This is a genomic window from Rhodococcus sp. OK302 (genome assembly GCF_002245895.1).
Taxonomy (GTDB): Bacteria; Actinomycetota; Actinomycetes; order Mycobacteriales; family Mycobacteriaceae; genus Rhodococcus_F.
In genome coordinates this window covers 212,137-237,490 of the sequence record NZ_NPJZ01000001.1, presented here as the reverse complement: position 1 = coordinate 237,490, position 25,354 = coordinate 212,137, and the positions used below count along the sequence as shown (strand labels likewise).

Genomic DNA, 25,354 nt, shown 5'->3' with positions numbered 1-25,354 from the left:
TCAGTCTCACCGCGGTGATCCGTTCAGGGCTTGCGCGATCTGAGTCACCACTACCTCCGGGGTGAGCGTCAACTGGTGCCACGTGAAGCGCAGAACATGCCAGCCCGCGTTTACCAAAATGTTCTGGCGGTGCGCGTCGGAGTTGAACCGATCCACGTTGCCGTGCCAGGCCCAGCCGTCAACCTCGATTGCCAGACCGTGAGCGACAAATGCCACGTCGATGACGTAGCCGCAGCTGCGGTACTGGGGAGTCCACCCCGAAATCCGGTGAAGCCGCAAAAGTCGGTGCAGGATCCGTTCCGCTTCGGATTCACCGCCGTCACCGGCGGCCTTCAGCAATCGGGCCGCGGCGGAGCTTCCCGTGCGGCCGAGGTTGCGTCGGTGCGCTGCTTGGAGTGCCGGGAGCGAGGTGTGGCGCTGCAGGGCGCGGTCCATCAGCTCCGCTCCGCGTTCGATGGAAACCGCTGCTTCCAGCACAGACAGCGGCAGGCTGGTGACGAGGAGAGAGCGGCGGTTGTCGATGTCTCGCCGGTCGAGATCGCGTCGGCGCACCCGGACGCCGGCACAGGTAACGGACCGGGACAGCGGCACAGTCACCGAGTGCTGGCGCGGAGGCTTGTCGAGTAGTCCGTGCCACCAGGCCGCGGAGGGACCGTGCGCGCAACCGCCACTGCTGTACACGGCGCTGCGGAGCTCGACCTCGGGTGTTCGTTCGCGATCCTCGCGCAAGTAGATCCCGGCCCGGAGTGCCGTCCATTCGCCGGAGAGGAGGCGTCTCGAGACTGCCGAGGGACTGAGTCCAGCGGTTATTGCCTGCTCGCGGGTGATGACGCCGTCCTGGGCGGCCATGATTTTGTTCGTGCTCATGTCCACTTGGACGCGGCACAGCGCTGGAGGTTCCCCGGGTGCGCTGATCGTGAAGGATTTCGCTCGCTCAGCGAACGAAATCCTTCACAATCGGGTCAGCTTCCGGAGTAGACGAGCGCGGGGAGCAACGATGAACCCATCGATGAACCTACGGCCGCTGACCCAACGCCGAGCGGAACGAGTAGAGACATCATGTTCTGGTAGTCAACAGCCTCGATCGGCGGAAGTCCCGGGATCGGATTGGGAACCGGCGCGTGACGCTCCCAAGCTCCACAGCGGTTGGAGGTGAAGCTTGTGTCGCCCCACATCACTTGGATTGTTTGGGCGCCGTCGCCGAAGCTGTTTTCGATGATGCTGCGACCGGATCCCGTTCGCTCCCAGTAGCAGGTCCGGCCACCGGAAGTGCTCCACAGGCCGGGCAACATCTGGCCTTCCCCACCTCCGACACGGTAGACACCATCGGTGCCGCCGGGAATGTAGGTGCCTGCGTTGGCGACACCGCCACCCGCGAGTGCCAAACCGACAGCCGATGTGGCGCACAGCAGTGCCCCGACAAACTTCTTCTTCACTAATTCTCCCAATGCTCGCAAACTTGACTAGCGAACATTATCGGACCAGTTGGTCTAATTTTGCGAAGCCCTCTGATTGTGAAGGATTTCACTCGCTCAGCGAACGAAATCCTTCACAATCAGATCAGGTATCGATGCCCAGGTTGATGACTGCGAGGTAGGTACCGTCGGACTGCTTTTCGACGGTCATGATCCCGGTCTGGTCGAAGATGCCGTCACTGGCGTTCGTGGTGTTCTTCTCGCGGCCGGTGTGTTCGCTGTACGGACTGGTGGCATACACCTCGTTGAGGAGGGACTCGTCGAAAAACGTCTGTGAGGTGAGCACGGTCTTCTTGTCGATGTGCACCTTGACGTGAATGTGCGTGGTGCGGCCCATGTACCAGCCCGGGAAGATGGTAGTGAATTGGGCGATGCCGTTGGCGTCGGTGGTCTGGGCACCGCGCAAATAGGTGCCGTCGTCGGTGGCGGTGGCTTCGCTGTCACCGACGCTGTAGGAGCCGTCGGAGGTTTCGCCGGAGCCTCCCATACCTCCTCCTGATGGCGGCTGACCCATGCCACCGCCTGAAGGAGGCGCGCCCATCCCACCCGCTGGAGGCGCTCCGCCGCCGCCGTTTGCGCTCAGCGATCCGGATTCGAAGCCGGAATAGACGCCGCCGGCGTCGCAATGCCAGATTTCGACAACCGCATTGCTGACGGCACCGATACTGCCGTCGACGTTGCACTGGCTGTTGTCCTGCACACGCATGGCGACCTGCAGGGTGGTGCCGGGGCGGTCTTCGCGGATGTCACTGCGGATGGAATCGACGTCGAACCAGTAGGGGCCCTGAGTTTCTTCTTTACTCATGACGCACTGGGGTGCCTTGGCGAGCAGGGCTGTGACAGCGTCACCCGAGGTGGCGGTGGTGGTTGTCGTCGATGCCACCGCAGTGGTCGACGTGGTGGTGCCACTGTTGCCGCCGCAGGCGGCGATGAGTCCGCCCAAGCTGATGGTTCCGCCGAGCGCCAGGGCCCGCCGGCGGCTCACTCGGTGCCGACTGGCTTCGATGTCTTTGTTCACGCGTCTACCTCCATTGTGGCTGTTGGCTCAATGGTGGCCGGGCGGCCTGGCGTGAAGCTGGTTACTCGCTGTGAACTTACTGGGAGAGCATCTGAATGCTGGAGGTAGCGCGGACGTAGACCTGGCCCGTGTTGTCGACGATGCGCGATTCGATGAGGGCAAGTCTGCGACCGGCGCGGATCACGTCGGCTTCGGCGCGCATCACCGGCCCGTCGATGCTGGGGGAGCGCAGGAAGTCGATTTTGTGGTCGAGAACGCGGTAGTCCTGTTCGGTGCTGGTCAGCGTCTGGGCGGCGAGGCCGGTGATGGCGTCGACGACCGAGATGAGCACGCCGCCCTGTACTGCGCCGAGGGGGTTCGCCATCCACTCGACCGGCGAAACTTCGCCGATGACGGACCCGGGTGTCACCTCGACCACGGTGAGGTCGAGGAGTCCTGCGAGGGGTCCACGCTTGATTGTTCCGGCGAGGATTCCCTCGACGATGTCGGATCCACTGCGTCCGGTCAGGTCGCTGACACCCTCCGGGATCGGTACCTCGAAGGGCTGGGCTTCCATGTAGTCGTCGATCTTCACGACGGGTGGCCGCGTGACGATCATGGCGCGGCCGGCCATCACGGCGAGGAGGGTGTTGTTGCCGTCGCGTAGTTCGCCGGACGCCAGTCCGACACCGTCGTCGAGATGTACGAGTGTGCCTACGGCTCCGATACTTCCGGCCCGCGGGAAATCGGCAGCAGTGCTGACGGTGATCTGTGCGAGCACCGACTGATGATCGGAGGTGAGGCCGGAATACACGGCTCCGCCGGTGACTCCGTCGAGCATGACGCCGATGGATCCGAGCACGGTGCGGCCACGGTGATCCTGAAAGCGTTCGCCGGTTTCCTGGGCGAAGGTGAGACTGCCGGGCGCTACCGCGACCGCGCGAATGTCCATCAGAGTGTTGAGGGGATCAAGCTTCTTGACGGGCGCGGCGGAGTAGTCGATGCTCATGCCTCGAGTATTACCGGGGGCACCGGGCTCTCCGGAGACCGGGTCTCAACCACCGATACGGGCGTGCATTTCCCAGACGAGGACTTCTGCTCCGGCTTCGGACGTCAGTTGTTGTCCGCCGGACGAGGTCAGGCGTACTGCGTCACCTTGATGCAGCGTCCCGACGCCTTCCATTTCTACCGTGCCGTCGGCGACGAACACGTGCAGGAATGGTGCGCTCGGAAGGTTCACAGCCTTGCCGGGCTGCAAGCGGGCGACGTGCAGAGCCGCATGTTTGTTGTTGATGCGGATTGCCGAATGATCCTTGTACTGCGGCATTCCCGAAGCGACGGGGATCAGGCCGCCGCGGAGGAGTTCGTCGTCGATTTCGAGTTGTTCGTATCCGGGCGTGAGTCCAGCCTCGTCGGGGACTACCCACATCTGGACAAAATGCACGGGATCGGAATGCTGTTGGCCGCCGAGGCGCCAGGAGTCGTTCTTCTCGCTGTGCATGATTCCGCTGCCGGCGCTCATCCGTTGCGCGAGCCCGGGGTAGATGACGCCGGAGTGGCCGATGGAGTCCTGGTGGACCAGCGAACCGCGGAGCACCCACGTGACGATTTCCATGTCTTGGTGTGGGTGCGTGTCGAATCCGCTTCCGGCGCGCACGGTGTCGTCGTTGTTGACGAGGAGAAGCCCGTGGTGCGTGTTGTCGGGATCGTAGTGCTGACCGAAGGAGAAGGAATGCTTTGAATCAAGCCAGGAGATGCGAGATTTCAAGCGATCACCTGATCGGTGTACGTCGATGTGCGGGGTCATGAGCGCCGACATGGCGTTCCTCCTTCAGATCCGGTGGCACCAGCTTACGAGGTGAGCACGTTCACCTTGCTGTGCTAGTCAATGCACGTGAAACATTCACCGTCTGATCCGCCCGCCGGAACCACGATCGCAGCGATTCGTGCATGCGCGTCGTCGCTCGCGCCCAGTGAACGCAGAGTTGCGGACGTATGTGTAGAGCGACCAGCTGAGGTTGCCTGGTGGTCTGCCGCGGATCTCGCCGAACATGCCTCCACCTCGACAGCGACAGTGATACGGGCGTGCCAGAACCTTGGATTCAAAGGCTTTCAGCATCTGCGGATGCTGTTGCTGCGGGACCTGGGTGCCGCGACGTCGGCGGACGCGGGGGTGGGGGCCCAGGGCGCGACCGGGGTCGGTCTCATGCGGTCGGTATTCGACGAGGTGGCGCAAGACCTCGGTGCGGCGTTGGCGCCGCTGGACGCAGAGGCTTTTGACAAGGCAGTCCGCGAACTCGGGTCCTCGCGCCGATTGTTGATCGTGGCCAATGGCGGATCTGCACCTGCCGCCGCGGCGATCGCCTTCCGGTTCGTCACGAACGGCCGGTCGGCAGAGGCGCCGGCCGATGCCATTGTGCAGCAGTTGACGGCACGGCATCTTGGCAAGAGCGGCTTGTGCCTGGCCATCAGTGACAGTGGGATGAATGCGTATACGCTCCAATCCGTCTCCGCTGCAAAGGCTTCGGGGGCGACGGTCATCGCCGTCACGAGCTACGCGCGGTCCGCGCTCGTGGAGCAGGCGGACATTGCCCTGGTGATCGGTGGTGGAGTCGGTCCGTGGAGTGGTCATGGCGCATCGTCGCCGGTGGTGCAGTTGTCATTTCTAGTCGGGTTGCAGATTGCGGTCGCCGAGGCCGGCAGTGGATCTGCGCAGGCGGCAGCGCAAACATTGGAACAGGTTGTAGCGCTGCTCAATCCGTCATCCAAGGGTTGATCCAAGCATTGCCTGTGATTCTCGAGCCGTTGGGCTCTGGTTCACCTTCGGCTGGCTAACTATCTCGATGTAATGAGAATTCAGATCGTTACGGATTTCAGTAACGTCATTTCATCGGGAGAGAACATGGGCAGCATTCGGATCGAGGGTCTGAGCCGAAAGTTTCAGAATGTCACCGCCGTCGACAACATTTCGATGGATATTCTCGACGGCGACTTCCTCGTCCTCCTCGGTCCGAGCGGCTGCGGCAAGACCACTCTGCTGAGGATGCTTGCGGGACTGCTCGAGCCGAGTTCCGGTCGAATCGTGCTCGACGATGAGGACATCACCAACGTTCCTGCGAAACGTCGTGACGTTGCGATGGTGTTCCAGAACTACGCGCTGTATCCCCATCTGTCAGTAGCGAAGAACCTGGGCTTTCCGTTGCGGGTGCGCAAGGTTCCCAAGGCCGAGGCGCACGAGCGAATCGAGGAGGTTGCGCAGCAGTTGGACATTGCACACCTGCTCGAACGCAAGCCGAAGGAACTCTCGGGTGGGCAACGGCAGCGCGTTGCTGTCGGTCGCGCAATTGTGCGTAGTCCCAGGGCATTTCTGATGGACGAGCCCCTGAGTAACCTCGATGCGAAGCTCCGAACCGCGACTCGTCGTGAGCTCACCGCCCTCCATCGCCGACTCGGAGCAACGTTCGTCTACGTCACCCACGACCAGATCGAAGCCATGACTATGGCGACGCGTATCGCGCTGCTCAACAACGGTCAGGTAGAGCAGATCGGTACGCCGGAAGAGGTGTACGACAATCCGGCTTCGGTGTTCGTCGCAGGATTCCTGGGCAGCCCGCCGATGAACTTGATCGACGCGACCGTCGGCTCGGAGAAGGGGCGTGTCGTGGTCTCCAGTTCCGGCGTGCGGGCCCTCCTGTGGCCTGGAGAGTCGGATGAGCAGAAGGTGGTCCTCGGGGTACGTCCGGAGCATCTCACGGTGACCGCCGACACCGACACCGACGCGGCGGGTGCCCGATTCCAGGCGCGGGTGGAGTCCGTCGAAAACCTTGGTAGCGAACAGATTGCGTATTGCGCGGTGGGTTCGAATACGGTCTGCGTTCGCATGCCTCGTCCGGTCACGGTTCGATCCGGAGAATCCGTCGCTCTTGCAGCAAAACTCGAACATCTTCATCTCTTCGATGCGGAATCCGGACGCCGTCTCGAATGGGTCGGCGCCACGGACTTGACCGACTTCGATGCCCGCGTGTTGAGCGGGCAACTCTAGTTCCCCTTCATTCGATCCCCCTGTGTTCAAGGAGCTTGTTCATGCGTAAATCCAAGGCGTTGGCCGCTATTGCGATGGCGGCCGCCGCAACTATGAGTCTGGTCGGCTGTGCCACGGGCACGGTGGACGCCGCTGGGGCCGGCGACAGTGCGATAGTGCCGGAGCTTGATCCGAATCAGAAGGTCGACATCGTCTTCGAGACGTACAACCTTCAGCAAGCCGGTCCCTGGACGGATACCATCACCGGGCTGGTCAAGGACTTCGAGACGGCTCACCCGAACATCACCGTCAAGGCGCAACCTCCGCAGGGAAATGGTGCGACAGCGAGCAGTGTGCAGACGCAGATGCTTGCGGGAAGTTCACCCGACGTCGCCCAGTTGACCTTTGACACTGTCGATTTCGCGGTCGATCAATTGCGAGCCAAGTCGCTGGACAAGCTGGTGGGTCGTGAGGCCGTGCAGGAAAATTTCGAAGGTGAGCACCCGTATCACCCCCGGGCTGTGACTCTGGGTGATCGCAACGGCGACACCTACGGAATGCCGTACGTCTTCTCTACTCCGGTGCTCTTCTACAACGCGACGGCTTTTGCGAAGGCAGGATTGCCGGCCGACGTCGATTTGTCGACGTGGCCCAAGGTCGCCGACGCGGCAGAAAAGATCACCGCTGCGACGGGAAAACCCGCACTGTCCATTGCATGCGCGGTAAAGGGCGGGAACTGGTGTATGCAGGCGATGTTCCGCTCGGCCGGTGGCAACGTCCTCTCCGAGGACGGTTCCACCATCGAGTTCGGCAACCCCGATGCTGTCGAGGCCGTGAAGATGCTTCGGGGCCTGTATGAACGAGGTGTCCTTGCGAGCGAGGACACGAGCACGCAGTTCGAGTCTTTTGCCAAGGGCAACACGGCAATTCAGCTTCAATCTTCGGCCATTCAGGGAATGTTCATCCAGTCGGCAAAAGCTGGGGGATGGGATTTGCGCGCAGCAGCGATGCCCGGCTTCGACGGCCACACTGCGGTTCCGACGAACTCCGGTTCGGCACTGTTCGTGTTCTCCGACGATCCCGCCAAGCAACGAGCGTCGTGGGAGTTCATCAAGTTCATGACCAGCGATCACGCGTACACGGAGATTTCCAGCAAGATCGGTTACCTGCCGCTGCGTACATCCCTGACCGAGGACCCGGCGGGATTGAAGGCGTGGGCTGACGGAAATCCCTTGCTTGCACCGAATCTCGCTCAGCTCGACCGGCTCGAGCCGTGGCGGTCGTACCGGGGTAACAGTTACGTGCAGATCGATGACATCCTCGCAACGGCGGTCGAGGAGTCGGTCTTCTACGGCAAGGATCCGATTTCGACGATGAAGACCGCGCAGGAACGCGCACAGAAGCTTCTTCCGTAAGTACGGAACTCTCCCACAAAGGATTTCATTCATGACCACCACTTTTTCCACTCCGGTGGCGAGTCGCCGCCTCGACCTGTCCGGCACCTACAACTTGCGTGACGTAGGGGGATATCCACTCGGCGAAGGATCGACCAAGTGGCACAAGTTGTTTCGATCCGACGCCCTGCACAGCGTGGATCAGGACGGGCGTGATGCACTGCGCGAGTTGAATCTCGCTCTGGTGATCGACCTGCGCGAGAGCCACGAGGTGGAGTCGGCGCCCAACGCATTGCAGGGTGTCGGCCACCGAGAGGTCCACCTTCCGGTGTACGACGGTGCGATCAACGCCACCGGAACTGGATTCGATCTGGCTGCGCTCTACCTGCAGATGGTGACCGATCATGCGGAAGCGCTCACCCGCGCGGTTCGGCTCATCGCAGCATCGGGCCCCGGACCGGTACTGGTGCACTGCACCGCGGGCAAGGACCGAACGGGACTTGTCGTCGCACTCAGCCTGGCTGCAGTCGGGGTCAGTGAGCGAGACGTCATCGCCGATTACGCCGTGTCCGAAACCATGCTCGCCGGAGAATGGGCCGACCGGATGGTTGAGGCGTTCAAGGCGTACGACCTGCCCGACGGCTTCGATGTGGACGAGATGGTGTGCGCCAGTCCGGCAGCGCTGATGCGAGAGACCCTCGCATATATCACTGCCAACCACGGCGGCGTCCGACATTTCCTGCTTGCTCACGGTATGACCGAACTCGAACTTGCCGATCTGCGCGCCTGCCTCATCGGCTGACCAACACCCCATCGTTTATCGAATCACGAGGAGAATTTCTCATGTCTCAGTACGGCACACCCGAACATTTCATTCTGCACATCAGTGACACGCATTTCGTGGCCGACAACGAATTGCTGCACGGGGCAGTGGACAGCGACGCAAATCTTGCCGGCTTGTTCGAGCGACTCGAGCGGGCCGGTCAACGTCCCGAAGCGCTGGTCTTCACTGGCGACCTCGCCGATGCGGGCGATCCACAGGCCTACGCCCGCCTGCGCGCAATCGTGGAACCGGCTGCCGAAAAGATTGGTGCCGAGGTTATCTGGGTCATGGGTAACCATGACAACCGCGCGACATTTCGCAGTGGTTTGCTCGACGCCGAGCCGACGCAGGAGTCCGTGGACGCAGTCTACGACCTCGATGGTCTGCGTCTGATCGTGCTCGACAGTACTGTTCCGGGCCACCATCACGGCGAGATCACCGATGAGCAGTTGGTGTGGCTGCGCGAAGTATTGGCTGAGCCTGCTCCGCACGGCAGTCTGCTTGCACTGCATCATCCGCCGGTACCCAGTCCTCTCGAACTTCTCGAGCTCGTTGACCTCAAAGAGCAGCATCGTCTGGAAGAGGTGTTGCGGGGCAGTGATGTTCGCGGAATCCTCGGTGGTCACTTGCACTACTCGACGAGTTGCACCTTTGCCGACATCCCGGTCTCAGTGGCATCGGCCACTTGCTACAGCCAGGATCTGATCGGTGCGGACGGGGGACTGCGCGGCGAAAACGGTGGTCAGTCGTTCAACCTGGTTCACGTCTACGGAGATCGAGTGCTGCACAGCGTCGTTCCGCTTGCCGAGTCGCCGACGCTCTACGAAATGAGCATCGAGACGCTCCGGGCTTTCCAAGCGCTCGATCCCGAAGAGCAGCTTCGCGTCATGGCTGAATCCGCGAATCGCTGACCGACCACAAGGAAGAGAACACCATGTTTGTCGAAGTGCCGACATCGGTCGGCGGTCAGCCGGGCGCTGAGATCACGGACACGCGTTCGCGCGGACCGAAGTGGTCGGTGTTGCGAAGCCACCTCACTCCGCTGCTGTATTTGCTGCCTGCGGTGGCGCTCCTGGTGGTGTGGGTGTACAAGCCGCTCGCGGAGACAGTCGGACTCTCGTTCTACAAGTGGAACATGATTCCGACGACGCCGAAGATTCCTGTGGGGCTGGAGAACTACGCCACCGTGTTGTCTCTGCCGGAACTGCACCAGGCGCTGTGGAACACGGTGTTGTACATCGCGGCATTCATGGTGTTCTCTCTGGTTCTCCCGGTGGGGATCGCGCTGCTGTGCGGTCAGGTCACCGGTCGCTGGCGCACCTTCTACCAAGCGTTGATTTTTGTGCCCTTTCTGGTGACACCGGTTGCCAGTAGCGCGATCTGGCGGTGGATGTTCAACCCCGAGGGTGGCACCATTCCCCGGATCGCGGCTTCGCTCGGCTTCGAAATGGGAAACATCTTTCGTGACCCGAAACTAGCGCTACTCGGTGTAGTCGTGGTTGTCGGTTGGCAGATGCTGGGCTTCGGGGTGCTCGTGATTTCGGCGGGAATGGCAGGTATCAATCCTGACTACAGCTCGGCTGCGTCGCTCGACGGTGCTTCCCGATCCATGATCACCCGGCGGATCACACTGCCGTTGCTCTCGCCGACGCTGGTGTTTCTGGCACTGATGACAATTCTGCTCGGAGCGCAGTGGGCCTATCCGGTGATCGATGTCCTCACTCAGGGCGGACCGAGCGGCTCCACCACCAATATCTATTACCTGCTCTACGAATTCGGTTTCCGCAACTTCGATGCCGGCCTTGCGGCAGCCGCGGGAATGTTGTTCTTCCTCGGATTCGCCATCATTGCTCTCGTCTTTGTCCGGGTCTCAGACCGGCTGAGCTTCTACGACAACTAGGACCCGTCATGGCACTCGTCATTGTCGACGCGCCTTCGCGCGTCACCTCATCGCCTTCGGGTACCGACGCCCGCGTGGTGGGTGATCAGCCGGTGGCTGCTCGCTCGCGTGGGCGGGTCGTCACCGGACACGTCCTGCTAGCACTGCTTGCAGTCGTGAGTGTGTTCCCGGTGTACTGGATGTTCGCCACAGCCTTCCGTCGACCGGATGATGCGTTGTCGGCCAGCTTGATTCCGTGGCCGCCGACTCTCGAGAACTTCAAGTACGTGTGGGAGACCATCCCGATGGCCTCGATGCTGACGAACACCTTCGCGATGGCGGCTGTGATGGCAGTCAGTCAACTGTTGGTGGCCGTACTGGCAGCCTATGCCTTCGCGCGCTGGAATTTCTTCGGCAAGCAGTTGCTGTTCCTGTTGTTCGTCGGGTCCTGGCTGGTTCCCTTCCAGGTGACGATGATCCCGAACTATCTGTTGATCTCGCAGATGGGTCTTCTCAATACGGTCGCCGGCGTTGTCATTCCCAATCTGTGCGGCGCATTCGGGGTGTTGCTGCTGCGTCAGCACATGGAGGCGTTCCCGCATGAATTGCTCGACGCCAGTGTGATGGACGGCCAGAGTTCCTGGGCCACCCTGTGGAAAGTGGTACTGCCCAACATGAAACCGGCGCTGGCGGCTCTGGGAATCATGTTGTTCATCTCGGCGTGGAACGAGTATCTGTGGCCGTCGCTGGTTCTGCGGCAGTCGGATGCGTTGGTGCAGATCGGAATCAGGAGTTTCATGGGTGCGGAGGGAAACAACTGGGGTGCCGTGATGGCGGCCTCGGGACTCGCGTGCTTGCCGATCTTCTTGATCTATCTGTTCCTTCAGCGCTACGTGGTCGATGCCTTCGTTCGATCCGGACTCAAATAGGTTGAGCGTGGTCCGGGGTGCGCACATTTGTGCACACCCCGGACCATTGTCGGTGGGGGCTTAGCTCAGTGTTTCGTGAGCTGCCGGGATGGAACCGAGGCGTCCGGCCTGGAAGTCCTCGAAGGCTTGCATGACCTCGGACTTGGTGTTCATGACAAACGGTCCGGCCATGGCGATGGGCTCACGGATCGGCTTGCCGCCCAAGATGAAGACCTCGAGCGATTCGGTTCGTGAATCTTGGCGATCCGATGCCGAGATGGTGATGGTGTCGCCGCGTCCGAAGACGGTTGTCTGTCCGGCGCGAACAGGCCGACGCTCTGCGCCGACGGTTCCCTCACCGGCGAGTACGTAGACGAGGGCGTTGAAGTCCGGGTTCCACGGCAAGGTGACGCTGGCACCGGGGGCAATGGTCGTGTGAGACAGTGCGATTGGTGTGTACGTCGATCCGGGGCCGGCGTGGCCGGCGATCTCTCCGGCGATGACGCGAACCAATGCGCCGCCGTCGGGGGAGGAGAGCAGTGCAACCTTGTTGCCGGTGATGTCCTGGTAACGCGGTGCTGCCATCTTGTTGTTTCGGGGCAGGTTCACCCACAGCTGGACGCCGTGGAAGAGGCCGCCGCTGACAACGAGGTGCTCCGGGGGAGTTTCGATGTGGAGGATGCCGCCGCCGGCAGTCATCCACTGGGTGTCGCCGCCGCTGATCACGCCGCCGCCGCCGTTGGAGTCTTGGTGCTCCATGATGCCGTCGATCATGTAGGTAACGGTTTCGAAGCCGCGGTGCGGGTGCCACGGGGTGCCCTTGGGCTCACCGGGTGCGTAGTTGACCTCGCCCATCTGGTCCATGTGGATGAAGGGGTCGAGTGCAGAGAGGTCGATGCCTGCGAATGCCCGGTGGACGGGGAAGCCTTCGCCTTCGTATCCGATCGGTGCGGTGGTGACGCTCTTGACCGGGCGGTTGACGGCGGACGAAGCCGGCTCGTCGAGGCGCGGTAGGGACAAGATGTTCTCGACTGTCACAGCAGGCATGTCATTCTCCTCGTACTCAAGTAGTTGATTGTTCAACTATCTCATGAGGAGTCAACAATGTCGAATGAAAGATATTCCCGCGGTGATCGTGAAGGATTTCGCTCGCTCAGCGAACGAAATCCTTCACAAACAGATTAGTTCTTGATGCTCAGTACCCGCGTCTCCAGGAAATCGTGGACGCCGGCTTCTCCGCCTTCACGGCCGAAGCCACTGCTCTTCACTCCGCCGAAGGGGAGTTCCACTTCGAGAGCGTTGTGGGTGTTGACCCACACCTGGCCGGCGTCGATCTGTTCGGCAATCTCGACTGCTGCGGCTTGCTCGCCCCACACGGAGGCTCCGAGGCCGAATTCCTGACTGTTGAGCGTCGATACGACGGCGTCGACGTCGGTGTAGGCCACGACGGGGAATGCCAGGCCGAACTGCTCGAACTTGACGATGTCGCTGTTGTCGTCCACCCCGCGCACGAGTGCGGGCTCCATGAAGTAGCCGGGCAGAGTGGTGACTCGGTTGCCGCCGATGATGTCTGCGCCGTCGGCACGAGCCTTGTCGAGCAGACCCTGCACGTACTCGAGCTGAGCGGAATTGTGCAGCGGGCCGGCTGTAGTTCCGGGCACCGATCCGTCGCCCACCACCACGGTGGACATTGCAGCTTCGAAGGCGGCGCAGAACGCGTCGACCTTGTCGGCGGGGACGTAGGCGCGCTTGGGAGCGATGCACATCTGACCGCTGTTGAAGAACGCAGCGTGGGCCAAAAAGCCTGCTGCGTAATTGATATCCGCACTGTCGAGAATGATCGCGGGGTCATTGCCGCCGAGTTCGAGAGTGACGGGCGTGATGGTGTCAGCGGCCTGCTTCATGATCGCCTTGCCGACGCCGGTGGATCCGGTGAACGACACCTTGCGCACTGCGGAGTGCTCGATCAGGGCTTTGCCGGTATCCGGTCCGCCGTAGACGATGTCGAGTACACCCTCCGGGAGGATGGACTGCAGGATGCGGACTACCTCGCCGACAACCAGTGAAACAGATTCGGCGGGCTTGACCAGAACGGTGTTGCCGGCCGCCAGTGCAGGTGCAATCTTCGCCATCATGAGGAAGATCGGGAAGTTCCACGGCACGATGGCTGCCACAACGCCCAAGGGGCGGTGCTGGATTCGCGCTACGCGGATCGGCGATTCGGGTGCTTCGGATTCGTCGGCCCAGTCGAGGCGGGCGAAGTGCGCGAGGCAGCGTGCCGAGATCCAGACTTCACCGCTCGAGTCGCTGAGAGATTTTCCCTGCTCGGCGGTGAGTAGGGCAGAGATGGCAGGGGTCTGGCGCATGAGTTCGTAGGAGCACGCGGCGAGCAGGCCCTGCCGGGTGCTCCGTGAGGTGCGCCAATTCGCAAATGCAGACTGGGCGGCAACAGCTTTCGCGTCGAGCTCAGCGGGTGTTGTGATGGATGTGCGCCCGACCTCTTCGAGGGTGGCGGGGTTGATCGAGATCAGTACGTTGTCGATGCTCATGGGAAAACTCCTGACTAGGCTGTGGCGGTGGCCATTGCGGCCATGGCAGGCGCGATGTACGAGCGGAAGATCATGGCGCTGAATCCGCCGTCGATCGGGATGTCGGCTCCACTGATCCAGGCAGCGTCCGACGAGGCGAGGAAGATGATGGCGTCGGCAATCTCGCCGGGCTGCGCATGGCGTCCGGCCCAGGTGACGGCACCGGAGATCGCGGCGTCACCCATGGTGGCCGTGAAATCCTTCAGCAGCGGCGTCCCGACCGTGCCGGGGGAGACGGAGTTGGAGCGCAGGCCGATGTGCTTGCCGTCGACGGCAAGGTTGCCGGCGTTGATGATGGCGGCTTCCTTGGAGACGTTGTAGCAGACCTCGTCGATCTTGGGGAAGTCTGCGAGCGAATCGAGCGCCTCTTCCCAGTTGTCAATGGCCAGAAAAGCATTGAGTCGGGCGTAGTTCTGCTGCCACAGGAATCCGGCTTGCGACGCGGTGGTGACGACGGCCGGGTCGGCGGTGAACTTGGGCAGCAGCAACCGCGTGAGGTCGCGAGGGGCGAGTGCGTTGATCGACAGGACGGTGCGCCACGGCAGCGTAGCGGCGACGCCGGCGTTGTTGATCAGTACGTCGATCGGTCCGTCGATCTGCGCTGCGATTGCCTCGACGCCGGCCTGGGTCGAGAGGTCGCCGACAATCATCTGGGAGACGGAATCGTCTGACGAGGCAACGCGGTCGATGCCGATGACGGTTGCGCCGAGTGCGGCAAGTTTGGTGGCGGCTTGTGCTCCGATGCCGGACGAGCAACCTGTGAGGACAACGGTTTTTCCGGTGTAGTCGATCATGACGTGATGCTCCTGTTGCTGTGGAGGGAGTGGCTGGGTCTGCAGCGAAGACGAATCGAAATCTCTAGTTGCAGTGAAGAATTGCAACTTCGCGAAGGCGAATGCTGGAGACAGAACCGTATTCGTTGCGAGTGCGACATGGGCATTCCCGGTGAGTGGGACTGGTCATTTTCGGGTGGAATTCAGCACTATTGACACGTGTCAAAAATCTGCCTACGATGTGGCCTGACTCGCAAATGTGTCGAGATGCGAGGTGGAACGAGTTGTCGGACAAGGGCGAGTTTCGGCGCGAGTCGATCTTGCGTGCCTTGGAAAACCTTCTCGAGACAACAACTCTCAATGATCTGAACGTCCGCGATATTTCGCAGGCGGCTGGTGTGACTCGCTCGGCCTTCTATTTCTACTTCGACAACAAGTCCGTCGCAGTTCGTGAACTCGCCAAAGAAGTCGATGAGGAAGTTGCCGCTGCCTCTGCCATCTACTGCGACGGAGACGGTGATCCCGCAGAGTTGATCGAGCAGATGATCACCGCCGTGCAGGGGGCCTGGATGAGGCACCCACACCTACTGAGAGCAATGCGTGACGCGAGGTCTTCAGATCCGGGGGTTGATGATCTCTGGAATCGCGGGCTCGAAAGCTTCATCGAACCTGTTGCCGCAGTCATCAACTCGGAGCGCAGTGCTGGCCGGGCTCCGGAGGGAGCCGACGCCGGCATGCTTGCATTGATTCTGATGGAGGCCATTGAGCGGATCGGTAATCGCTATTGGATTGGCGACCACCGTGCTGTAGATGTGGAAGCGTCGAAGCAGGCGCTTGTCGGAGTGTGGATGGGAGCGATTTATGGCCGCGTATGACGTGCCCGCGGGGTGGAGTGACGACGAAGCGCTTGTTCGCTACGCACCCGAGGTGTCGGAGTCCCTTCGTCGGATGATCTTCTCCGACCCCGGTGTTCTCGGTGGGCTGGCGCGGCAAACGTGTGCAGATGCTCTGTCGTTGTCGGCGTTGCCGGTGCCGCCGCAGGTCGAGGAGATCGCGGATTCGATCGCACTCGACTTTGCGGAGCAGTTCAGCATTGACGTATCGAGTGTCGACGCTGGTCTGCGCATGGCACTGCTGAACGAGATGGGCAGCGGCGCCAAGGAATTCGTATTCGGGGTGTATGTCGCCGACTGGATTCCGCGCTTGTTGCGCATCCTGGAGATGCTATTCGGGCCGTCGAAAATGCAGTGGCAGACAGTGCCGGCGTGGGGTGAGTTCGATCTTTCGGTGGAGAGCGCAGTCTTTGCGCGCAATGTGGCCCGGCTCAGGATTCTCGATCCCGTGACGACCGAACTGGTGCGGCTCCGTCAAGCGCGCCAACATAATTGCCGGTTGTGCAAGTCGCTGAGGATGAATACGGCGTTGGAAGCCGGCGCGGACGAATCGCTCTTCGACAAGGTGGACAACTACGAGAGCAGTGACTTGTCGCCTCGTCACAAGGCGGCGCTCGCGTTGGCCGACGCGATGGTGTGGCAGCCCGGATTCATTTCCGTCGACGTGATTGATGCAGTGCGTGAGCATTTCTCGCCGGCCGAGGCTGTGGAGCTGGTGTTGGACATGGCCAGGAACGCAATATCGAAGGTGGCTGTTGCATTCGGTTCGGATACTCCACATGTTGACGACGGCGTCGAAATCTACGACGTGGATGTGGACGGAAACGTCACGTTCGGGTTGGGCTGGCAATCAATCTGAACGATGCCTACATTCGAGCGATGCCGGCGCACAACAGTTCGATCAGTCGCCGGTAGACGCGGTCGGGGTCGGCGCCGGCCGGATGTCCTTCTTGCGCTTCCAGTACACAGAAGCCGTGCAGGGCGCTGCGCAAGGACCAGGCGGCTTGCTCGGAGTCGTCTTCGCTCAGTCCGTAGCCGGCGATGACGCGGTTGATGACGTCGACTACCTCGCCGACCGCGGCGACAAGATCTGCATGCGGGGCGGTGGGGTAGCGGTCGGTGATGGCATACAGACCGGGGTGTGTGCGGACGAAACTGCGCCAGGCGTCGGCCAGCGCAAAGACAGCGTCGTCCTTGGCCAGTCCGACGGCGGCGGTACGGAGGTGCTCGGCGAGTAAGTGACGCGCGAGCAGGCTGAGTTGATGTTGGACGTCGTCGACTCCGTCTACATGCTTGTACAGAGCTGACTGACGAACATCGAGGGTTTCGGCGAGTTGGCTGAGAACCAGAGCGTCGGGTCCGCGACTGTCCACGAGTTCGGCGGCAGCCGTGATGATGCGTTCGCGGGTGACCGGGATTCTCATGTCAACATCTTCCCTTGTGAGGACAACGCCATCTGGTGATAACCTATCACCATGAGTGATGATGTATCTTCGGGGGCCGTTTCCGCTGGAACTGGCGATTCTCAACGGCGTCGGGATCTGCAGGTGGTTGTCACCGGTGCGTGCATCCTGGGGATGACATCGATCCTCTACGACTTGTCCGGCACGTCGCCCGCGACCGGCGCCTTCTTTCGGTGCCTCTACGCCTTGATCCCGCTCGTGATCGTGGTCCTCGTGCAACGACGTCGCCCGTCGGCACATCCGTCCCGCGGACGTTGGGTGGCCAAGGCCGTCGTCGCCGGAGTGTTCCTGGGTATCGACCTGGTGCTCTGGCACGAGGCAATTCACTCGATCGGCGCAGGTTTGTCGACGGTTCTGCTGAACCTGCAGGTGCTGTTCGTGGCTATCCTCGGGTATGTGGTCTTGCGTCAGCGCATCACTCGGGAACTGCTGACGAGCATGCCTCTGCTCTTTGTCGGCGTAGCACTTGTCGCGGGAATGAGTTCCTCGCTGACGGGAGCCAACCCGGCTGTCGGTGCTTCCTTCGCGATCATTGCAGCGGGAGCCTATGCCGTGTACATCTTCATGATGGGCTTGGCGACGCGTGCTGCCGGTAGGACTGGGTTACCGATGCTGGTGTCCACTGCAGCCACCGGTGTGACGGCCGGATTGTTCGGTGTGGTCACCGGAACTCTTGATCTTGCACCACCATTGGCGGCGCAAGGTTGGCTCATTCTGTTGGCCTTGGTATCTCAGGTAGTGGGCTGGCTGTTGGTGGCCAGTGCCAGCCAGCGGTTGCCGGCAGGAAATATCGCTGCCAGCCTGGTGCTGCAATCGGCGTCGGCATTGCTGTTCGGTGCCGTCCTTCTTTCTCAAATTCCCAGCATCGTGCAGATTGTGGGTGCGGTGCTGATTCTTGCCGGAGTGGTTGTCGCGACGCGGCAGCCTGCAGTGAAATCGCCGACGCCTACTGTCGGAAAACGAACGGAGATAAAGGCATGACTTTGGCGGCCGATCGTATCTACATCAACGGTGACATCAAGACCATGGACGACGCAGTCGCGGGCGCGCCGACGGCTCTGGCCACCAAGGACGGCAGATTTGTGGCCGTCGGCTCCGACGCCGAGATCACAGCTTTGGCCGGACCTGACGCCGTTGTGGTGGATTTGGCTGGGGCCGTGGTTGTTCCCGGATTCATCGAGACGCATCTGCACCCGATCATGTGGGGGATGGATCTCGGTAACGTCGAGGCGACGACGGGTGCGTGCCCCTCGATCGAGGTGCTCATCGACGCGTTGAGCGCACGTGCGGCGATCACCCCGGCCGGCGAGGTCGTCCAGGCGTGGGGATTTGACGACAGCCTCGTTGCCGAGGATCGGGGGCTGACAACAGCTGACCTGGACCGGGCGTCGACGCAGCATCCGATCATGGTGCGTCACTTGTCGGCCCACGGCATTTACGTCAATTCCCTTGCCTTGGAGAAGGCCGGTATCGACGCTACGACGGTCGACCCGGAGGGCGGTGTCATCGTCCGTGACGCCGACGGAATTCCGACCGGCGAACTGCGCGAAGTTCCGGCAATGTCCCTGGTGCACAGCCTTACCCCGGACATGGACAGTGATGCGTCCAAGGTCGCGGTACTGCGTGCCCAGGAAGTCATGGCGTCGGTCGGTGTGACGAGTTTCCACGACATGTACGTCACTGCCGAGATGTACGACACCTACCGCGAACTCGAAGAGACTGGCGAACTGCGCCTGCGTGCGCGCCTGTACCTCGGGCACGGTGCTCACGATCAGTTGGGTGGGGCACCGGAGCCGACTGCGCTGGTGAGTGTGGGTGGTGTGAAACTGATTTCGGATGGATCCATCCAGTTGCACACCGCAGCATTGACCGAGCCGTACCACGATCTGGGTGGTTGCCATTGCGGCGGAATGGCTATTCCGTCGGGCTCACTCAATGCTCTGGTCGACGAGCATCATGCTGCGGGACGGCAGGTTGCTATCCATACAAACGGCGATCAGGCCATCGACTTTGCGCTGGACGCAATCGCTTTGGCACAGGCGGCTCACCCGGATGTCGATGTGGCGCATCGCCTCGAGCACGTCCAAACGTTGCGTGAAGACCAGATAGCGCGGATGGTCGAATTGGGCGTCGTGGCATCGATCTTTGTCAATCACGTCTATTACTGGGGCGATCGCCATCGTGATCGCTTCTTGGGTCCGGGTCGTGGCGAGCGGATCAGTCCGGTGGCGTCCGTCGTAGCTGCCGGCCTTCCCTATGCGCTGCATTGCGATTGCCCCGTGACCCCGGTAAATCCGCTCTTCACAATGAATACCGCTGTGCATCGTGTGACCCGTGAGGGCCACGTTCTGGGTGCCGATCAATGTGTGAGCGCACGCGATGCCTTGGCCGGCTACACCGCTGCGGCCGCTCGTATAACCCGGGAGCAGTCCGACAAGGGCCGCATTTCGGTAGGGCTTTTGGCGGACTTCGTCGTGCTCGACGCGGATCCGTTGGGCGAGGCGTCGGCCGACTTGTCGGCACTGAAGGTTCTTCGGACCGTCGTCGGCGGCGAAACGATCTTCGAGGCGTAGTCGCCCGGGGCAGAGCTCGAAGGAAACAGGCAAACCAGACGGAATGGTTTGTAGAACATGTTCTAAGTAGGAACCGGACGGCCTCCACCTTTTGGTGGGGGCCGTTTTGCTATTTAGTTATCAAGCGTCAGTAACGAAACTAAATAGTAGCTGGTCAGCGCAATGTGTAGGTGTAATGGCGATTAAGACTTGTTTCTGAACATTTGGACAATTTAGTCACAGAAAAACTGAAACCTGTGATAGAAATTGATCCGACACCAAGCTGGTGACTGCTGCACATGAGAGGGAACGCGCGCGTACCGATTCAGCTCGCAAGCTTCTACAACTGCACGTCACCTACGACGGATGACTTCGAACTTCTGCCCGACGTAGGGCGCACCTGACTGGATCCGACCTGTTTCCCATCCTTCTGCCCCGGTAACGGGACCGACGAAATGAGTCTTCACATGAACAAGGCAACAAAGGGCGCAGTCGCCGCCGGCGCAGCAGCACTCCTCCTCGCCGGTGGTGCGGGCACGATGGCGGCATGGAACGCATCCGCTCCCATGACGGGTGGCACCATCACGGCTGGTCACCTGACGCTGACGGCAGTTGGGTCTGCTCCCACATGGACAGTCAGCAATGCGAATACGGATGCTGGCGCCGCGAAGGCGATCACGGATATCGGAACTTTCCGTACAGTTCCGGGCGACACCATCACGTACACGGGCCAGGTCAAGGTTGGCATCGAGGGTAAGAACCTCAAGGCGAAGGTAGTGGCTGATACCTCCACCATTTCCGGATCTTTGGCCTCGGCAATGACCATCACTCCGACAACGACAATCAGCGCGGGCGCCGTTACTGAGCTCACCGAGGCCAATAACGATGCCACCGTCACCGTTGCCGTGACTTTTGACTTCCCGAAGGGCGCCATCGTTGCGCCTGACAACGCGGCCAACAATGCCACCCAGAATCAGACGGCTGGGCTGGCGGGCTTCAACGTCAAGCTCGAACAGATCTAAGCCTTGCGCAAGCACTACCGTTGGTGGGCAACCGCCGCCGCGCTGGTCGTCGGACTGATCTTTGTATCCGTTCAGCAGACCAGCGCGCGGTGGACGGACTCTGAAACGCTGCCCGGTGGCACGATCACCGCGGGGGTCCTGGACCTGACAGTGGGCGGCGCCGGGAGCAGCTACGACTTTGCTGCTCTGGGCGGAACCGGCATGTTCCCCAATTCATATGCACAGGCCCCGTTGGCAATTCGAAATTCCGGCAGTGTTCCGTTGAACTACAGGCTCCAGAATGTGGTGCAGACTCAGCCGGACGTTCCATTGACGCTGACGCTCTCGAAGGTGAATGCCGAGGCAGATTGTCCGAAGCAGGCCGCTCCGACTAACGCTACGCAGATCTACACCGGAGCGATGAGTGGCGCGCAGGTGCCAACAGCTCCGGCGTGGCGGACCTTGGCTCCCAATACCAGTGAGGTGCTGTGCATTCGCGGCACGGTTGGTACTGCGGCCGAGCCCGGTAAGTCGACTAGTGTCGCGTTTACCTTTGCGGCAGAGTCGAAATGACGCACGCAGTGAAGGGCGCTGATCAGAGCGCTGGCGTCTGGTGGTGGATCCGCAACATTGTGTCGTGGGTCCTGCTGCTGGGTGTTCTTGCGATTCTGTTGTCGACCATCGTGATACCTCGGTTGACGGGGTCGATGCCCTTCACTGTGCTGACCGGTTCGATGCAGCCCACGTATCCACCCGGAACTCTTATCGTGGTTCGCCCGCAGGACCCAGCCCAGTTGGAGACGGGCGACGCGATCACGTACCAGATGGAATCCGGTAACCCGACTGTTGTCACGCACCGCATCACGATGGTGCGGCGCAACTCCGCGGGCGATCTGACTTTTGTCACGCAGGGCGACGCCAATCCGGTTGCGGATCAGAATCCGGTTGTGCCGGAACAGGTTCGCGGCAAGGTGTGGTACAGCGTGCCGTATATCGGTTACGTCTACAACGCAATCACGGGGCAGATGCGCTCGGTGATGCTGACCGTAGTTGTCGGTGCGCTGTCGATCTACGCAGTGGTCATGTTTATCGGCGCGGTCCGTGACCGTAGCCGGCGGCGCTCTGCACCTGCAGATCCCCAATCTTCCGAACCGAGTGCCACGGCGCCTCGAGTTGAGCAGCAAGAAAGGCACAGCCATGTCTGAGCACGAGGAGACGCATGCGCCGGCCTCGCTGGGTAGGCACATATGTCGAGGTGCAACCAGTGGCCGTGCCCGCGCAATCATGTCCGTTGGCATGGTTCTCGGTCTCGGTGCCGTCGGCACTCTGGCGACGTGGACTGATGGCGTCACCGCAACTTCTGGTGCATTCACCACCGCTAGCGTCGCGATGAAGCTGAACGGTCATCCGACCGTTTCAACTGATACATCTGACTACGCCTTCACCGCCCTCACGACGTCAAATATCTTGCCGGGGAACAGCGTGAGTCAAGTTCTCACCGTGCAGAACGCCGGTGATGTCGCCTTCAAATACACGATGACGGCCAAGGCGAACGGTGAATCTGCTTTGGCACCGCTCATGAAGGTGACAATCCTTGATCAAGCCTGCTCGACGGTGATTGCCGGGCCGACAGCGCTCTCGACGACGGCGCCGGTGGGCATTGTCGCTGCTGAGCGCACTGTTGCGGTGAAAACTGCAACGGCAGGTAGTGGCGAAGAAAAATTGTGCGTCAAGGTGACGCTCGACGGTTCGACAGCCGATGCTCTGAAGAACAAATCGCTGACCGACGTGTCGTTCACATTCACAGCAAAGGCGGGTTGAGGTAGTCATGTTTGATCACACGACTGCGCGCAGTTCTAGTCCGGCACGCACTTGCCGCGAACTGGCGCTGACGATTGGTGCGGTGGCAGGACTCATCTGTGTCCTCGCCGCTGCCGCTTCCATACTTTCGGTATCAAGCCGTTGGTGTTCCGCTCGGGGTCGATGTCGCCCGAAATTACTACCGGTTCACTGGCATTAGCTCGTAGCGTGCCGGCCACGGACCTTGTTGTCGGTGACATCGTGAGCGTCATCAACGAACAGGGCACACGCATCACTCACCGCGTGTACGACATGGAGTCGCAGACCGGCAACTCCGTGGATGTATGGCTCAAGGGTGACGCGAATACAGTTCCCGACACTGAGACGTATTCCGTCACAGAAGCTGATCGGATCTTCTTCAGTGTAGGCGGATTGGGCTACGCGGTTGCTTGGCTTTCGAGTCCGATTGCGGTATTCCTCGGCGGTGCGTTTGTTGCAGGTCTGTTGATGGTCGCCTTCCGGCCAAACTCCCGCAAGGACGATTCGGAGGACGGTCCTAGCGGCGGTGTTGCCAACTCGGACACCGAATCTGTTGAAGCGAAGAAATTTTCGCTCGTTTCAGCAGGCTCTGGAACTGCTGGCTTGCGTTCCTCGCTGTCGCTTCGCAAGCTGACGATACTGGGCGTGTCAGCACTGGCTGTCTTTGGTGCGACGCAAGTAAGTGGCACTGTCGCTGCTTTCACTATCAGCTCGGTCGCGAAAAGCGGTCAGTTGAAAGTGAATTCGAATATCGTGCCCGCGCCATCTGACGTAACGTGCACTACTAATGGTATCGGTGGTTCGCAGTCGGCGACGGTCAAGTGGCCGCACCTCGGTCCTGCATTCAAATACGTTGCTAAATACTACTATCGCAATGGCAGCAGTGACACCTTTTGGAAGGATTACCCCGTCGACCCGGGAGTCGCGGCAGCTGTGGGGTCAGAGGTGTCTATCACCATGAAGTACACCGACGGCGGGTACAGCGGTACTGGCTATATGTACACGGTACGTGTCGTCTCAGTTAATAGAATCACCACGCAAACAGGTACTGATTGGCGTGGCTACAACCTCTGGCAGCCTGGGGCACAGACGTCCATTGGCTGCGACAGTGCAAATGCGGGCGTCCAATCTCTTCAGGCACTTCAGGATTCGCCCACTGCTGAGTCGCGGATGATTGCGCCGACCACCAGTCCGACGACGACTCCGACTGTCACCACTACAGCTCCCGTCACCACGGATGTCGCGACAACGACGAAAACGTCGACAAGTGCAACTGAGTCGGCCACTCCGACAACAACAACGAGTGCAACTACTACGACAACAACTCCCAGCAAGGAAGTTCCGATCGCTGTGGGTGATCCGGAAACCTCGTCGAACGGCGATACCGCCACTCTGATGCAGACCAGCGCGGGTGTTGCAGTTGTTGTCACCAACAGTGCCGGCAAGGAAATCTCGAGCACGCCCGTCGGCGCGACGGCCGAGGTGAAGTGGCAGTCCGACTCAGAGGTGTTGTGGATTGTGGACGGCACGGATATCTATCAGGTCTCGAGCTCGGGGAAGTCGACCAAGGCTACTGCTGCCGATGCTCCGGCTGACATCGCTGCCTGGATCGACGGGCTGAAGTGATGAGCACTGATCAACTAAAAGACGGGAATGGGAGAGTTCGGATGAATGATCGCACCGTTCCCGCAAGTCGATGGAATGCGCGTCGTACCAAGATGATCGGTGTTTCGCTGGTTATGCTCGGCGGAGCCGCGTTCCTCACAGGCTGTGGTGCTACCGGTTCGTTGGGCTCGGGTTCGTTGGGCTCCGGTTCTGCGGGATCATCCGGTGGGGGAGCGGGCAGTACAACCACCGTGCCGCCGACCACCACCCCGCCGATAGATCCGGAATCATTGGCACTGAAGACGGTGACCGCACCGAGTTGGACTGACCAGAACGGTCCGATCAACATCAACACGATGAGCGTCGTCCCCGGTGATGTGCTGACCTATCACGCCACATTTGCCTTGGAGCTCAAGGGAACTGGTATGAAGGCGAAACTGTCGACCAGCGACTTGGGAGTGACCGGCGACTCCCCGCTGCTGGGGGAACTCAAGCCGGTTGCCACGGTCAAGCTCGACGGAACGCCGATTCCCGTGGGCGCGGACGGCACTATTGTCAGTGCCGCTCAGGACGGCAAGAACGTTGATGTGGCAATCACATTCACGTTCGACAAGGCTGCGGCATCTAACGCCTCGATGGATCAAGCTCTGCAACTTGCCCAGTTCAACGTGAGTTTGGTGCAGCAACCTGCATAGTTTTGGCAGTCTTCTCAACTGAATAGTTCAAACAAGTGGGCCGGGTAGCGAATTCGCTACCCGGCCCACTTGTTGTGGTTGAGTGAGAAGCTCTCCACGTGCCGCTGTAGCGCCGGAGACTGCGGCTACGAGTTGTTGTGGGGCCGATAATTCCGGCAAGTGCCCGAGAGTCGACACTGTGGACAAATCTATTGGGGGAGTGCAGTTTCAGGGGAAATTTACCCGACCGTCCAGCTGGTTTTACGGACTGCGGGCCACGTCGTCGGTGACCAGATTCCGGACTGGATTCCGTTGCTATCAACCGGCAAATTGCCATTCTCGGAGTTCGAAACTATGCGCTTTCTACGACGTCAGTGCAATGAATACGGCAATTGAATGCGATGCCACAATTAATTGGTGTTAGTTAGGCTGAACTCCGCTAACTGTGTTTATTGCCTGGGCAATTGGA

27 protein-coding genes and 1 pseudogene are annotated in these 25,354 nt (G+C 60.8%); 18 read left to right on the top strand and 10 right to left on the bottom strand.

Translation table 11 applies throughout. From position 1 onward, the window contains the following. Window positions 1-6: 6 nt before the first annotated feature. The 5 genes from BDB13_RS01110 to BDB13_RS01090 all read right to left on the bottom strand — a co-directional run bounded on the left by BDB13_RS01110 (window position 7) and on the right by BDB13_RS01090 (window position 4,291). Entirely contained in the window at window positions 7-867 is an 861-nt protein-coding gene (locus BDB13_RS01110; protein ID WP_094274582.1) for a type IV toxin-antitoxin system AbiEi family antitoxin domain-containing protein, read from the bottom strand. A 95-nt stretch (window positions 868-962) separates the two neighbouring features. Continuing rightward, window positions 963-1,436 (bottom strand): hypothetical protein, encoded by a 474-nt coding sequence (locus tag BDB13_RS01105; protein WP_254922658.1) that lies wholly within the window; start codon window positions 1,434-1,436, stop codon window positions 963-965. A 124-nt stretch (window positions 1,437-1,560) separates the two neighbouring features. Beyond that, a complete protein-coding gene (locus BDB13_RS01100; RefSeq protein WP_094270024.1) occupies window positions 1,561-2,493 on the bottom strand; it encodes an intradiol ring-cleavage dioxygenase in 933 nt (310 codons plus the stop codon). A gap of 76 nt (window positions 2,494-2,569) precedes the next feature. Beyond that, complete coding sequence (locus BDB13_RS01095) at window positions 2,570-3,481, bottom strand: PaaI family thioesterase (protein ID WP_094270023.1); 912 nt, start codon at window positions 3,479-3,481, stop codon at window positions 2,570-2,572. A gap of 45 nt (window positions 3,482-3,526) precedes the next feature. Continuing rightward, the gene (locus BDB13_RS01090; RefSeq protein ID WP_094270022.1) at window positions 3,527-4,291 is read right to left on the bottom strand and encodes a pirin family protein; all 765 of its coding nucleotides are present in this window, start codon (window positions 4,289-4,291) and stop codon (window positions 3,527-3,529) included. 69 nt (window positions 4,292-4,360) lie between these two features. Between BDB13_RS01090 and BDB13_RS01085 the strand changes: the two genes are divergently transcribed. The 7 genes from BDB13_RS01085 (at window position 4,361) to BDB13_RS01055 (ending at window position 11,518) form a co-directional block, all read left to right on the top strand. After that, on the top strand, window positions 4,361-5,248 hold the full coding sequence (locus BDB13_RS01085; RefSeq protein ID WP_094270021.1) for a MurR/RpiR family transcriptional regulator: 888 nt from the start codon (window positions 4,361-4,363) through the stop codon (window positions 5,246-5,248). 126 nt (window positions 5,249-5,374) lie between these two features. Beyond that, window positions 5,375-6,514: an ABC transporter ATP-binding protein gene (locus BDB13_RS01080; protein WP_094274581.1), complete on the top strand. Its 1,140-nt coding sequence runs from the start codon at window positions 5,375-5,377 to the stop codon at window positions 6,512-6,514. 41 nt (window positions 6,515-6,555) lie between these two features. Then, window positions 6,556-7,908 (top strand): ABC transporter substrate-binding protein, encoded by a 1,353-nt coding sequence (locus BDB13_RS01075; protein WP_094270020.1) that lies wholly within the window; start codon window positions 6,556-6,558, stop codon window positions 7,906-7,908. 31 nt (window positions 7,909-7,939) lie between these two features. After that, on the top strand, window positions 7,940-8,689 hold the full coding sequence (locus BDB13_RS01070; RefSeq protein WP_094270019.1) for a tyrosine-protein phosphatase: 750 nt from the start codon (window positions 7,940-7,942) through the stop codon (window positions 8,687-8,689). Window positions 8,690-8,730: 41 nt separating this feature from the next. Continuing rightward, window positions 8,731-9,621 (top strand): phosphodiesterase, encoded by an 891-nt coding sequence (locus BDB13_RS01065; protein ID WP_094270018.1) that lies wholly within the window; start codon window positions 8,731-8,733, stop codon window positions 9,619-9,621. A 23-nt stretch (window positions 9,622-9,644) separates the two neighbouring features. Beyond that, window positions 9,645-10,610 carry a carbohydrate ABC transporter permease gene (locus BDB13_RS01060; protein WP_094270017.1) on the top strand — a complete coding sequence of 322 codons (966 nt, stop codon included), beginning with the start codon at window positions 9,645-9,647 and terminating at the stop codon, window positions 10,608-10,610. A gap of 8 nt (window positions 10,611-10,618) precedes the next feature. Then, complete coding sequence (locus BDB13_RS01055) at window positions 10,619-11,518, top strand: carbohydrate ABC transporter permease (RefSeq protein ID WP_094270016.1); 900 nt, start codon at window positions 10,619-10,621, stop codon at window positions 11,516-11,518. A 60-nt stretch (window positions 11,519-11,578) separates the two neighbouring features. Here BDB13_RS01055 and BDB13_RS01050 read toward each other — a convergent pair whose 3' ends face one another. From BDB13_RS01050 to BDB13_RS01040, 3 genes are all read right to left on the bottom strand, one after another. Further along, entirely contained in the window at window positions 11,579-12,544 is a 966-nt protein-coding gene (locus BDB13_RS01050) for a pirin family protein (RefSeq protein WP_094270015.1), read from the bottom strand. 134 nt (window positions 12,545-12,678) lie between these two features. Continuing rightward, window positions 12,679-14,046: an aldehyde dehydrogenase family protein gene (locus BDB13_RS01045; protein WP_094270014.1), complete on the bottom strand. Its 1,368-nt coding sequence runs from the start codon at window positions 14,044-14,046 to the stop codon at window positions 12,679-12,681. Window positions 14,047-14,060: 14 nt separating this feature from the next. Next, window positions 14,061-14,879, bottom strand: a complete 819-nt coding sequence (locus BDB13_RS01040) for an SDR family oxidoreductase (protein WP_094270013.1) — start codon at window positions 14,877-14,879, stop codon at window positions 14,061-14,063. Between the two features lie 263 nt (window positions 14,880-15,142). Here BDB13_RS01040 and BDB13_RS01035 point away from each other — a divergent pair, with 263 nt between their 5' ends. Together BDB13_RS01035 and BDB13_RS01030 are read left to right on the top strand one after the other, a co-directional pair. Then, window positions 15,143-15,733: a TetR/AcrR family transcriptional regulator gene (locus BDB13_RS01035; protein ID WP_176459499.1), complete on the top strand. Its 591-nt coding sequence runs from the start codon at window positions 15,143-15,145 to the stop codon at window positions 15,731-15,733. Next, the gene (locus BDB13_RS01030; RefSeq protein WP_094270011.1) at window positions 15,720-16,610 is read left to right on the top strand and encodes a carboxymuconolactone decarboxylase family protein; all 891 of its coding nucleotides are present in this window, start codon (window positions 15,720-15,722) and stop codon (window positions 16,608-16,610) included. Before BDB13_RS01035 ends, BDB13_RS01030 begins: the two co-directional genes overlap by 14 nt. Window positions 16,611-16,617: 7 nt before the next feature. On the opposite strand, the gene BDB13_RS01025 is transcribed toward BDB13_RS01030, so the two are convergent. Further along, on the bottom strand, window positions 16,618-17,175 hold the full coding sequence (locus BDB13_RS01025) for a TetR/AcrR family transcriptional regulator (RefSeq protein WP_094270010.1): 558 nt from the start codon (window positions 17,173-17,175) through the stop codon (window positions 16,618-16,620). Between the two features lie 51 nt (window positions 17,176-17,226). Between BDB13_RS01025 and BDB13_RS01020 the strand changes: the two genes are divergently transcribed. The 7 genes and pseudogenes from BDB13_RS01020 to BDB13_RS32700 all read left to right on the top strand — a co-directional run. Further along, a complete protein-coding gene (locus BDB13_RS01020) occupies window positions 17,227-18,195 on the top strand; it encodes a DMT family transporter (RefSeq protein ID WP_094270009.1) in 969 nt (322 codons plus the stop codon). Further along, window positions 18,192-19,787, top strand: a complete 1,596-nt coding sequence (locus BDB13_RS01015) for an amidohydrolase (RefSeq protein WP_094270008.1) — start codon at window positions 18,192-18,194, stop codon at window positions 19,785-19,787. The genes BDB13_RS01020 and BDB13_RS01015 overlap by 4 nt, the downstream gene beginning before the upstream one ends. A 446-nt stretch (window positions 19,788-20,233) precedes the next feature. Further along, window positions 20,234-20,788, top strand: a complete 555-nt coding sequence (locus BDB13_RS01010; RefSeq protein ID WP_176459498.1) for an alternate-type signal peptide domain-containing protein — start codon at window positions 20,234-20,236, stop codon at window positions 20,786-20,788. 3 nt (window positions 20,789-20,791) lie between these two features. Next, the gene (locus BDB13_RS01005; RefSeq protein WP_094270006.1) at window positions 20,792-21,340 is read left to right on the top strand and encodes a hypothetical protein; all 549 of its coding nucleotides are present in this window, start codon (window positions 20,792-20,794) and stop codon (window positions 21,338-21,340) included. Continuing rightward, a complete protein-coding gene (locus tag BDB13_RS01000) occupies window positions 21,337-21,972 on the top strand; it encodes a signal peptidase I (RefSeq protein ID WP_094270005.1) in 636 nt (211 codons plus the stop codon). Before BDB13_RS01005 ends, BDB13_RS01000 begins: the two co-directional genes overlap by 4 nt. Further along, on the top strand, window positions 21,965-22,588 hold the full coding sequence (locus BDB13_RS00995) for a SipW-dependent-type signal peptide-containing protein (RefSeq protein WP_094270004.1): 624 nt from the start codon (window positions 21,965-21,967) through the stop codon (window positions 22,586-22,588). The genes BDB13_RS01000 and BDB13_RS00995 overlap by 8 nt, the downstream gene beginning before the upstream one ends. A 162-nt stretch (window positions 22,589-22,750) precedes the next feature. Then, window positions 22,751-22,900: pseudogene (locus tag BDB13_RS32700) on the top strand (signal peptidase I); the annotation flags it as partial. An 848-nt stretch (window positions 22,901-23,748) separates the two neighbouring features. Here the strand turns inward: BDB13_RS32700 and BDB13_RS32695 are convergent. Continuing rightward, window positions 23,749-23,997, bottom strand: coding sequence for a hypothetical protein (locus BDB13_RS32695; RefSeq protein ID WP_254923067.1), 249 nt, complete (start codon window positions 23,995-23,997; stop codon window positions 23,749-23,751). A gap of 4 nt (window positions 23,998-24,001) precedes the next feature. Here BDB13_RS32695 and BDB13_RS32690 point away from each other — a divergent pair, with 4 nt between their 5' ends. Both BDB13_RS32690 and BDB13_RS00985 read left to right on the top strand, forming a co-directional pair. After that, window positions 24,002-24,232 carry a hypothetical protein gene (locus BDB13_RS32690; protein WP_254923066.1) on the top strand — a complete coding sequence of 77 codons (231 nt, stop codon included), beginning with the start codon at window positions 24,002-24,004 and terminating at the stop codon, window positions 24,230-24,232. Window positions 24,233-24,273: 41 nt separating this feature from the next. After that, window positions 24,274-24,906, top strand: coding sequence for an alternate-type signal peptide domain-containing protein (locus BDB13_RS00985; protein WP_176459497.1), 633 nt, complete (start codon window positions 24,274-24,276; stop codon window positions 24,904-24,906). Window positions 24,907-25,354 lie beyond the last annotated feature (448 nt).